The 10,919-nt window shown below is 47.9% G+C and carries 11 protein-coding genes; all 11 read right to left on the bottom strand.

The features are described from left to right. Positions 1–899 (bottom strand): glycosyltransferase (locus tag Q0095_RS09680; protein WP_297883316.1); only part of this gene is annotated, 899 nt, incomplete at its 3' end. Further along, on the bottom strand, positions 896–1,708 hold the full coding sequence (locus Q0095_RS09685) for a polysaccharide deacetylase family protein (protein ID WP_297883317.1): 813 nt from the start codon (positions 1,706–1,708) through the stop codon (positions 896–898). The genes Q0095_RS09680 and Q0095_RS09685, both read right to left, overlap by 4 nt. Continuing rightward, complete coding sequence (locus tag Q0095_RS09690) at positions 1,705–2,892, bottom strand: O-antigen ligase family protein (RefSeq protein ID WP_297883318.1); 1,188 nt, start codon at positions 2,890–2,892, stop codon at positions 1,705–1,707. The genes Q0095_RS09685 and Q0095_RS09690 overlap by 4 nt, the downstream gene beginning before the upstream one ends. Further along, positions 2,889–3,965, bottom strand: coding sequence for a glycosyltransferase family 4 protein (locus Q0095_RS09695; protein ID WP_297883319.1), 1,077 nt, complete (start codon positions 3,963–3,965; stop codon positions 2,889–2,891). Before Q0095_RS09695 ends, Q0095_RS09690 begins: the two co-directional genes overlap by 4 nt. Continuing rightward, positions 3,962–5,395: an ELM1/GtrOC1 family putative glycosyltransferase gene (locus Q0095_RS09700; protein WP_297883320.1), complete on the bottom strand. Its 1,434-nt coding sequence runs from the start codon at positions 5,393–5,395 to the stop codon at positions 3,962–3,964. The genes Q0095_RS09695 and Q0095_RS09700 overlap by 4 nt, the downstream gene beginning before the upstream one ends. Further along, positions 5,365–6,246, bottom strand: a complete 882-nt coding sequence (locus Q0095_RS09705; protein ID WP_297883321.1) for a lysophospholipid acyltransferase family protein — start codon at positions 6,244–6,246, stop codon at positions 5,365–5,367. The genes Q0095_RS09700 and Q0095_RS09705 overlap by 31 nt, the downstream gene beginning before the upstream one ends. A 59-nt stretch (positions 6,247–6,305) precedes the next feature. Beyond that, positions 6,306–8,054: a tRNA uridine-5-carboxymethylaminomethyl(34) synthesis GTPase MnmE gene (mnmE, locus tag Q0095_RS09710; RefSeq protein ID WP_297883322.1), complete on the bottom strand. Its 1,749-nt coding sequence runs from the start codon at positions 8,052–8,054 to the stop codon at positions 6,306–6,308. Positions 8,055–8,056: 2 nt separating this feature from the next. Then, positions 8,057–8,812: a Jag N-terminal domain-containing protein gene (locus tag Q0095_RS09715; protein WP_297883323.1), complete on the bottom strand. Its 756-nt coding sequence runs from the start codon at positions 8,810–8,812 to the stop codon at positions 8,057–8,059. Next, entirely contained in the window at positions 8,809–10,395 is a 1,587-nt protein-coding gene (gene yidC, locus Q0095_RS09720; protein ID WP_297883324.1) for a membrane protein insertase YidC, read from the bottom strand. The genes Q0095_RS09715 and yidC overlap by 4 nt, the downstream gene beginning before the upstream one ends. Continuing rightward, entirely contained in the window at positions 10,385–10,738 is a 354-nt protein-coding gene (gene yidD / locus Q0095_RS09725; protein WP_297883325.1) for a membrane protein insertion efficiency factor YidD, read from the bottom strand. The genes yidC and yidD overlap by 11 nt, the downstream gene beginning before the upstream one ends. Beyond that, positions 10,735–10,919: ribonuclease P protein component (locus tag Q0095_RS09730; RefSeq protein ID WP_297883326.1), on the bottom strand; the 185-nt coding region annotated here is incomplete at its 5' end. The genes yidD and Q0095_RS09730, both read right to left, overlap by 4 nt.

Below are 10,919 nucleotides of genomic sequence, written 5' to 3' on the forward strand. Positions count from 1 at the left end.
GCAAGCGCAGCCGCGACATCATCGCAAAAGCCGCACAGCCGCACGTGGTCCCGTAAATTTAGCGAATCGATTAAATTTTGTAAATTTTGCCTCTCGCCGCCCTGACCGTAAATTTTAAGCTCGAAATCAAATTTCAGCTCGCTTGCGGCGCGGATCAAAAGATCAAAACCCTTGATCTTATCGAGCCTGCCGACCGCGACGATGCTAAATTTAAAATTTTCCGCCGCCGCGTTTGCGCCCTGTTGCGATACGAATGCACTGCTAGTCTTATTTTGCGATGCGTCCGCATCGAAAGGCGTATCTTGCGACGCAAATGCAGCGCCAGCCATGTTTCGCGACGCGCCCGCAGCAGCATCCGAGTCGCTGCGCGCATCCTTTGTTTCCTCGAGCGCCATGTTTGCGGCGCCCTCCGCGTCCTTGCAGCGCGCGAAAATTTCATGATTTGCAAACTCCCGTCGCGGCTCTATGCCGAAATATATCACCTTCGTAGCGTGATTTATCGTGGTTGCGACCTTGCGAGAGGCTGCGATGACGTTTCGCACGCGATCAAAAACGGGCGCCTTGCGGTCGTTATGTTTGGTCGCGACAAGCTTAAGACTTAAAAATTTTTCGACTACAAAGCCGATCTGCGCGGCTTTGGCGCCGTGCGAATGTAAAATTTCAAATCCGCCCGAGCGTAAAAACCGATAAATTTCAGCGAACAAAAACGGATTGTAGCGCTTGTCGCGGCTTTTGTACTGATAAATTTGCACGCGCGCATCCAGGCGCTGCAAAAACTCACATCGCGCGGGTACGATTAGCGCCGCCTGCTCGCTTTTGCAAAGCTCATTTAGCGAGTCAATTACGATCTTTTCGACGCCGCCGTAAAATCTGGAGCAGCAAAGATAGGCGATTTTCATCTATTTCTGCCCTTCTTCATCTTCAAAATGAAGCTAAAAAGCCCCTGCCTGCCGCTAACCATGATACGCGGAATTTCAAAATTTGAGTAGTGAGGGCGCAACACGTCGTTTTGCGTCGTGACGGCGCAGCTAAAGCCCGCCTCGCGCGCGCAGCGCACGCTAATCTCGTCGTAAAAGCCGAACGGATAGGCAAAGGCGCTGCAAGAGATGTCAAATTTCGCCTCTATTTCGCGCTTTGATTCGCTCATCTGGCGTAGCTGCTCTGCCGCATCCAAGCTAGGCAAGTTTGCGTGATCGAGCGTATGCGAGCCGATCTCGATGAGCCCGCTTCGCAAAAGCTCACGAACTTCCTCGTCGCTTAGCATCTGCTCGCGATTTAGCTCGTCGCTTGATTTTTTCAGATCCTTATCGGTCGCCCAATTCCCGTCAAAGCGCCGGTTCACGATGAAAATCGTCGCCTTAAAGCCGTATTTTTGCAAAAGAGGCAGGGCGCCCGTGAGATTATCGCGATACCCGTCGTCGAAGGTAATGCAAACCGCCTTTGCAGGCTTCTCATTCAAACTCGCAAGCTCGCTTAAAGTATAGCTCGTAAAGCCGCTTCGCTTCAGCCACGCAAGCTGTTTTTCAAACGCGGCGGGACTTACGCGCAGACGGTTAAATTTAGAAGCACGCTTTGGCAGATGCTCTCGGATCATATGATACATCAGCACGCGCGGATACTCGTAAGGCAGATCCTTCGCCCACCACGCAAAGCGCAGGCAAAACCACGCAAAAAGCGCCGCAAAAGCCAAAACCGCCGCGTAGATCATCGCTCGATCCTCATGCGATAAGCCAAAAAGCTTAGTATCGTAGCCAGGCTTAGAGCTTCTTTCGACAGATACGCGCCGTGATCGAACTGGCAATCTATCAAAAGATATATCAGAAGCGTGAGAACCCCAAACTGCCTGCTTTGAATGCACTCCTTAAAAACGCCAAATAGGATCAAGCCGTAGAAGACGAGGCCGAGCACGCCGCTATAAAGTAAAATTTCTAAAAATAGATTGTGCGGCGCGTTATATTCAGGATGCTCAAGGACCGGGGAGCCCGGCAAATTTATATATGAGCCCAGCCCGTAGCCTAAGATAGGCTTTTCTTGCGCCATCTCTAAAATATAGCTCCAAATCACGGTTCTGCCTGAGGAGTTGCCGCTAAATAGCGCTGCTAGCCTTTGCTCAAACGACGGCGAAAGCGCAAGCAAAACAGCAAAAATCGCGATGAAGCCTACCGTGAAAAGTAGGTATTTTTTGTTTAGGCTCTTTAAATTTAGCGCGCCGTAAAACGCAAGCGCGCAGAACGCGCTGACCCACGCCGCTCTGGAAAATGAAAAGATCATAAAAAACGCAAACAAAAGCAGAGCCGCAAATTTAAGCGCCAAAGGCCGCCATATCGCCACCGCGCTAAGGCAGAGCCCAAAGCCCATAAAAAGCCCTAAAATATTGCGGTTCGAAAGCGCTCCGCTAAGACCTCCGCGAACAGAGTCGCTTGAAAAGACGATTGCGTCGCTGCTACTTGCAAACTGATAGATCGCGCTCGCCGATAAAATTCCAAGCCCTACGAACAGAAAGGCAAAAACGGCGTTTTGATCAAAAAATTTGAGCTTGTAAAAATAACAAAGTACCAAAAATATCGCGCCGTATCGAAGGATGAAAAATAGCGTGCTCTGCCATGCTTTTTTTGAGATAACAGCCTCGTTTAGGAGGTTTGAGATCGCTAGCGTCGCCACTAAACAGACGAAGCAGATCGCGATAAATCGCGTTTTTTTCAAAATTTCGCTTAAAATTTCGTAGTTTTTGAAATACAATAGATGCGCCAAAAAGAATAAATTTAGCGCCGCAAAGGAGATCTGATAGACCGCGTTTTTAAAAAATAGCGACGCGCACCAAAGAAGTAGCAGCGTTAAAAATGTGATCCTCCAGCCGTTAGGCGCGCCGTTTTCGTAAAAAAATTTTTTCATATTAAACTCTCATAAACCTTTATCGTTTTTTCTACCATCTGCTCTAGGCTGAAGTTTTGCGAAACGTAGCCGTAGCCGTCAAATTTCAGCTCGCGCGAGGGGGCAAACAGCTCCGCCAGCGCCTGCGCATCGCCAACGTCAAAAAAATAGCCGTTTTCGCCCTCTCTTACGATATCGAGCGCGCCGCCGTGACGGGTCGCGATCACCGGGCAGTTGAGCGCTATCGCCTCAGCCATCGAACGCCCGAAGCTCTCGGGCTTGCTCGAAGCGCTTACCATGACCGACGAGAGCGAGTAAATCTCGGCTACCTTGCTCTGCGAGCCTGCAAAAATCACGCGCTCGCCGAGGCCAAGCCCCTCTACGAGCGATTTTAGCTCGGAAAAATACTCGTCGCGATCAGCTCGCACGCCGCCCACAATCAAAATTTTAAGCTTTTGTTCGCTCGACAAAGCCGCGGCGCGGATCAGGGTTTTGTAATCCTTAATCTGCGTGATGCGCCCAACACCCGAGACGATGAAATCATCCTGCGCGAGGTTAAAATTCTGTCTAAATTCCGCGATAAAGCGCTCGTCTAAATTTTTAGGATTAAATTTTACTAGATCGATACCGCGCGGAATGATCGTGATCTTGGCCGCATCCGCGCCGTAGTTTCGCACCACGTGATCGCGCGCATAGCCGCTAGGACAGATGATCGCGTCCGCATCCGTCATGATTTTACTGTAGAAATTTACAGAATTTATCCCATGCACGGTGCTTACGATCTTTGCTTTGGGATGGGCAAATTTAACCAACCACGCCGGCACGCGGGAGCGGACATGCACGATGTCGGGAGCGATCTCGCTTAAAATTTTACGCAGCTTTAAAGCGCGCGCCGCAACGCTTAAGATATTTTTAGAGCAAACGTCGAGCTGCACGTGCACGCCGCCCTCGTTTTCTATCTTTGGCGCCAATTTGCCGCCGTTACTGATAACAAAATTTTCGATGCCGCGCCGCGCAAACTCCCTATTTAGCTCGACTACGCCGCGCTCGACGCCGCCTTCGTTCAGCTCGGGCAGGATTTGCACGACCCTCATATTTTTATCTCCCTTACAAACGCCTTAAGATCGTACTTTGCGGTCTTTTTTAGCTTCGTGCCCTCGCTGTATCGCCTAGCATAACCCGTAGAAACGAGAGCACTTATAAAATCGTCAAATTTATTATGAGCGTCTTTGCGCTTTAAACTCAAAATAGCTACGCTCGCGTTCCCGTTAGATGCAGCCTCGCTTATCATCGAGACGCTATCCTCGCTGATAAAGACCCACTCGCACTGCGTCAAAAAATCGCCGATCGGATTTACGGGCTCTCGGCTGTAAATCACGCTATAATCCCAGCTAAGCTTAGCTAGCGCGCTCTCGGTAGCCCGCGGCGTGCGCGGAGAGGTCGTTAGCGCAAACTCGCAGTCCGCAAACTGCGCTCTTACGCCTTCAATCTGCTTTAAAATTTCATCCCCCATCTCAAAGCAGGAATTCGGCCCGCCGATGATAAATCCGATGGATTTACGCTGCGGCCGGTACAGCCCCTGCGGGCGCGAAAAGCTAAGCGAGACTGGCGAAATCTTAAGATTTGCGCGCGGCTTTGGGTAGTCATGTGCGCCTGCGATGATGACGCTAAAATCCTTGCGGTAGCCCTTCGGATACATTAGTGCTATACTCGGCTTAGCGTATCTGCGCGCGTAAAATTTCAGCGCGTAATAGGTCGTAGAGCCCGCGCTCACGAACAGATCGAAATCTGCGAAATTTAAATTGCGATCTGCCGGAGCGTCTGAATTGGTGCCATTCGGCGCGGCATCTAGATTTATGCTATCTGATGCAGCGGGGCTGTTTAAAGAGGTATTATTTAAATTTGATCCGTTTTTACGGTCCGTCGCCGTGCCGCCCCTACCGAGATCGCACTTAAAAATTTTAAAATAAAGCCCGAAAAAATCAAGCGCGTAGGAGCAGAGTTTAAGAAGCTTGTTTGCGTAAGCGATCTTACAAATGCAAAACTCAAGCCCTCTCAACTCGCAAAATGCGATGCTTTGGTTCTCGTGCCCCTTGCGGCCGTCGCTTAAGATGAGCGCTTTTCTATGCGGATTTTTAGCGGCGGACGGATTTGCGCAGGAGCTTTCGCTATTTAAATTTAGAGAGCCGCCGCCTGCGCGACATACGCAGCTTGAGGCGCCCGCCCTTAAATTTTTAGCTCTAAAATTTTCGCGGCGCAAAATGCAAGAGGGACAGCCGCAAACCGATATGAAGTTTTGGAAGTCCGAATTTTTACAATCTCGCGCGACGGCGATCGCTACGAAATTTTTGCGATTTAAAATTTTACCTTCTCGCGCGGCACTACCTAAATTTACGACGCTTTGCTCTTTTGCAAAAAGGCGCGAGCTCTGCGGAGCGGATAAATTTCTTATGACGCCCTGTTTGCTCTCGCCTCTTGAAATTTGCCGCACCATCAGTCCATCTTCCATCGTTTGTGTATCCAAAACCACTGCTGCGGCGCGGTTCGCACGACCTCTTCGAAAATGTCGTTGCACTTTTGCGTGATAAACAGCTCGGCCTCGTCCTTATTTAGCCCCTCAGGTAGCGGCGGGAAATCCTTGATCACAATCTCGTATCGATCATCCTCTCCGCGGCGCGCAAAAATGGGTATCAGCACGGGGCGAAATTTCAAATAAAGCGACGCGATAGTCTTCGTGGTGTAGCACTGTCGTCCGAAAAAGGTCGTAATCAGGCTATTTTTAGGGCCCGGCTTTTGATCGGGCAGAATGCCTACGTTGCGCCCCTGCTTTAGCGCCTGCACGAGCCTGCGCATCGCATCGTCCTTGTAAATGAGGTCATTGCCGTAGCGCTCGCGAAACGGCGCCACGAGCCGCTCTTCGATCAGCTCGTTATCACTGCGACGCCCGACTACCGAGACGGGAAAGCCATTGGCGCCGAAAAAATTAGCTAGAATTTCCCAATTTCCAAAATGTGCGGTAAAAAATAAAATCCCGTGCGGATTATCACCTTTTAGCTTTCGGACGCGCTCTAGCGCCTGCTCGCCGTTTGAAATCAGATCATCAAATTTTAGTCTGCCGTTGTAAAATAAAAGCGTGTCGGTAAGCGTCCTAGCGATACTGCGAAAATTCTCGATCGCAAGAGAGTGAAGCTCACTTTCGCTTTTTTGTGGATAAGCGGCGCGAAGGTTATCCTGCGCGACTTTAACGCGCCTACTAAGCTTCCACGATGCGAAAAGTGCGAGCTTATCGAAAAATGCGAATATGAAGCTTTTCGGCGCGAATTTTGCAAATTTTATCAGACCCAGCGCCAAAAAATATTGGATTTTTTCCTTCATAAAGACCTCGTTTTAAATGCGAGATTATATTGAATTTTGGCTAATTAGTAGCTAAAACGCTATTTACCGAGGCAAAAATTGCTAAACATTTCGTCTAAAATTTCATCTCGCTCAAATGGACGCGAAATACGTGCAATCGCCTCAATCGCGCGATTTATCTCAAATGCAAAAAGCTCAAGCTCGCCGCAAGCTAGGCGCTCGCTCGCGTTTTTAAGAGCCGCAAGCGCGCTCTCGCAAGATAGAATTTGCCGCTCGTTGCTTAGCATAAGGCCATCGAAATTTTGAGAATTTAAGTAGCTCTGCAGCGCGGTTAAAATTTTATCCACACCCTCGTTTGCAGAAATTTCAAGTGGCGCAAAAATGGAATTTGCTTGGGTATTTTGCTTAGCGGAATTTATTGCAGAGCTATTAGGAGCGATGGAATTTGCAGAATTTTGTTTGGAATCATCTTTCGTAAAATTCTCCGCAGCACAGCTTGCAGTAGCGCGCTCGGTATTTGGCGACGCTAGTCCCGCTTTTGCGGCGGAATTCTGTTCCTTTGAATTTATGAAATTCGCAAGAACTGTTTGGCTTGTAGGCGTGGAATTTGTGGAAGTAGAATTTTGCGCGCTTAAGTCACGCTTTAAATTTTTAGCTTTTAAATTCTGCGCGCAGGAATTTAAAGAAGCATCGCAGGTCCGACTTTGCTTTAAATTTTCGGCTGCGAAATTCTCTGATATGGGATTTTCGGATGCTAAATTTTTTGCAGAAAAAGCCTCTAAATCATCGCCAAGATCCTCTGTGCTAGGATGAAATTTACGCGGCAAGTCGCATTTATTTAAAACGTAGATGATTTTTTTGTCTTTTTGTTCACGCAATATTTTTAAGATCTGCGCGTCCTCGGCGTCCCATTCGCGACTTGCGTCAAACACTGCCAAAATCACGTCTGCCTCGCTTGCAGCGCGAAGCGAATATGAAATGCCGATACTCTCGAGCTTTGAGCCGCTGTGTCTGATACCTGCGGTATCGACTATACGGATTAGATGAGTGCCTATCTGCAGGCTTTCTTCGATAAGATCGCGCGTAGTGCCCGCTTCGTCGCTCACGATAGCGCGATTAAAGCTCAGCATAGAGTTTAAAATGCTTGATTTACCGACATTAGGTTTACCCACAATCGCTACTTTAAAGCCCTCGATCAGTCCCTTGCGGCTGCGGCTGATGCGAGTGATTTTTTCTAGCGAAGCGATATTTTGGCTAAGCATTTCTTGCGAGTTTTGCAGCACATCTGCGGGCAGATCATCCTCCGCGTAATCGATGCAAACCTCGACGAAGGCCAACGTCTTAACCAGAGCTGCGCGCAGATTTGCAACGAAGTCTGCCAGCTCGCCCCGCAGGTTTCTAGCTAAAATTTTAGCCGCACTTTGCGAGCGCGAATTAATCAGATCGCTTATGGCTTCGGCTTTACTAAGATCCATTTTACCGTTTAAAAACGCTCGCTTACTAAACTCGCCCGGATTTGCTATACGCGCGCCCATAGCCAGAACGGCATCTAACGCCAAGGACGAAGCCGTAAAGCCGCCGTGGGTCTGCACTTCTACGACATCTTCGCCGGTAAAGCTATGCGGAGCTTTAAAATATATCAAAATCGCCTCGCCGAACGCTTCGCCACTCTCGTCAAAAAGATTCACAAGCGTGGCATAGCGAGGTCGCAAACAGCTACGATGTGAAAGGCTTAGAGCGATAGATAGCGCTTCCTCGCCTGAAATTCTAACTATGCAAATTCCGCCGATGCCGTGAGCCGTAGCGATAGCGGCGATAGTCTCGCTCACGATTAGCTTTTTTCGTCTACGATGACGATTTTGCCGCTACGCGTGGATTTGATACCCACGAAACGATCCGGATATGCTTGTTTTAGCTTATCGGCTACAATTTTGATAAATGCGCCATCAAAAGCCTTCGTGACGATACGCTCATTTCCAGAGCGCTCCACGAGCGCATTTACATAAGAATCGATAAATCGTTCTTGATTTTGTAAAAATTCCGCGATTTCAAAAACCACAGCAAGATCATATCTAATGCTGATCCAGTTATAAATCATATACGAAAGTGCCTTGTAGCGGTGTCCTTCTTTGCCTATCAAAAGCGCGCTATCCTCGCCTTGCAGCTTGATATAGACGGTATTTTCGTCGATTTTGCTAACATCGCTAACTTCAATATTAAACTCGCTTGATCTAAAAAGTGCAGATAGCTTCTCTTTGATATCGGATAAAATTTCATCCGTCACAACGCCCTTTTGCTTTTCTTTGCGATGTTTAGAATGCGTGGCGCGCGGACTTTGAGACTCTGATTTGTCGCCCTGCTTTTTCTCTGCTTTACCGACTTTGCTTTGCGGAGTGCTAAATTCCGGATTTTCGCTAAATTTCTCCCCTTCCAAAACCGCTTCTATTACGGCATTTTTTTTAAAAAAGCCCAAAAATCCGCCGCTTGGATGCTGCAAGACGCGCACGTTAAGTTGCGTTACTGAGCATCCAAGCTCAGCTGCTGCTTTATTATATGCGTCTTTTAAATTTTCTGCTTCAATTATCATGATTTTTTCTCCGCTATTTGAGCTTGTTTATGCCTAGCAAAGGCTTTATTAATGACGTATTGCTGGATAATGGAGCAGAAATTATTTACCGTCCAGTATAGCGTAAGACCCGCCGGGAACATTACGAAAAATACCGTAAAAATGAGCGGCAAGAATTTCATCATCTTCTCTTGCATCGGATCGGTAAACGTAGTCGGCGTAATCTTTTGCTGCAAAAACATCAAAATTCCCATCGTAATTGGCAGGATGTAATATGGATCTTTAAGCGACAGATCGTGGATCCACAGCGCCCACTCCGCGCCCTTTAGCTCGATCGCATTAAGCAGCACGCGGTAGATCGCGAAAAATACCGGTATCTGAAGCAGGATCGGCAAGCAGCCGCCCATCGGATTGGCGCCGTTTTTCTTATACAGATCCATCATATGCATCTGCAGCTTTTGCTTATCGTCCTTATATTTCTCCTGAAGCTCCTTCATCTTAGGCGCCAGATCCTTTAGCTTGTTCATAGATAGCATTCCCTTGTAGCTTAGCGGGAATAGGATTAGGCGGATGATGAGCGTAAGCATGACGATCGACCAACCCCAGTTGCCGATATAGCCGTGCAGCCAGTTTAGGAAATTAAACATCGGGCGGGCGATGAAGGTAAACCGGCCGTATTCGATCACTTTAGTAAGTTTAGGATCGATAGAATTTAAAATTTTATAATCCTTCGGTCCGATGTATCCTGCCGCGCTAAACTCGCCGTTTGATCTGATAAGAACCTGTGAAATTTTATCGCTATCGGTCACGGTGGTATCCAGCCCCCGCCCGTAAAACAGCGTCGTGTAATACCTATCCGAAGCCGCCGCAAAGAGTGCCTTCGCGATTTTTTTATTATCTTTAACGTCGCCGTCTTCAAAAATTTCCAACTTCTCGTCGTCTTTCATAACCACGACGCCGTGGATGGTGTTGCTATCGGCGACTACGTTCGGTCGCGAGCCGGGGGTTATGAAATAAGCTGCGTTTTTGCTCAGTTTCACGTCCAGCTTGTAGCTGCCGTTCGGATAGAAGGTCAAATTTTTACTTATCGTAAGTTCGCCTAAATCCTGCGTCAAAACGACGCTCTTTTCGCCGCTACTAAGATCTAGCGTCGCGGCAGAGGCCCTATAAGGGGTAGAAAAGGCTTTAGCCTTTAGCGCCGCATCCTCGAAGCGTATCTCAAGCGGCTTGGAATGCGATTTAGGATCGATCAAATTTATCGCATCGCCGTTTTCGTCACGGAATTTAGCATCATTTAGCACATACGAGCTTATGCGACCGAGCCCGTCGATCGTGAAATTTGCTTCTTTGCCAACCACGCGCACTAACGGTGCAGAGATGGAATTCGCGGTATTTAAATTTGCTCCCTGCGCGCTCACGCCATCGGCGGAAGTTTGCGGAGCGGACTTGGCAGCATTTTTTTGAGCGATTTGCGCCGCGGTTGCGTTTGCCTCCATTGCGGCGCGAATTTTTGATAAATAAAAATGATCGTAAGCTACAAAAAATATGAGCGCAGTTGCTATTGCGATAGCAAGGCGCTTTGATTGAGGAAGTTTATCTAGCACTATTTTCTCCTAGTCGTATGACGTAATATCTATTTTTTTTATATGGTATAAACCAAAGCTTAAATTTCTGCGCGCGCGCGTTAAAGCCGCCTTCGCAGATTTTTGAAAATACGCAAAATTTGAAATTTCGCGCGATTATCGGATAATCTATGCCACCGCTAAAGAGCGGATTGCACCTTAAAATTCTAGCGGCCGTAGCGCAAAGAGCGCGAAAAAGACCGTTAAATTTAAACTCATAAAGCGCGTATTCCGAACAGCTCGGATAATAACGGCAACAGCGCGGTAGCAAAGGCGAAATAAATTTTCGATAAAACCCGATTGCGGCTATAAAAAATCTCTTCATTTTACTGCGCCGATCTTTTTAAACGCCCATTTTAAATTTCGCTCAATGTCTTCAAAGCTCATATCTACGATCCGCTTTTTTGCGATTAATATAAAAATTCCGCTAACAATGGCGTCTTTTTGATTATAAAACGCGGCGCGCAAACGCCTTTTAGCGTAATTTCGCGTAACTGAATTGCCTA

This window comes from uncultured Campylobacter sp. (assembly GCF_938045535.1).
Lineage (GTDB): Bacteria > Campylobacterota > Campylobacteria > Campylobacterales > Campylobacteraceae > Campylobacter_B.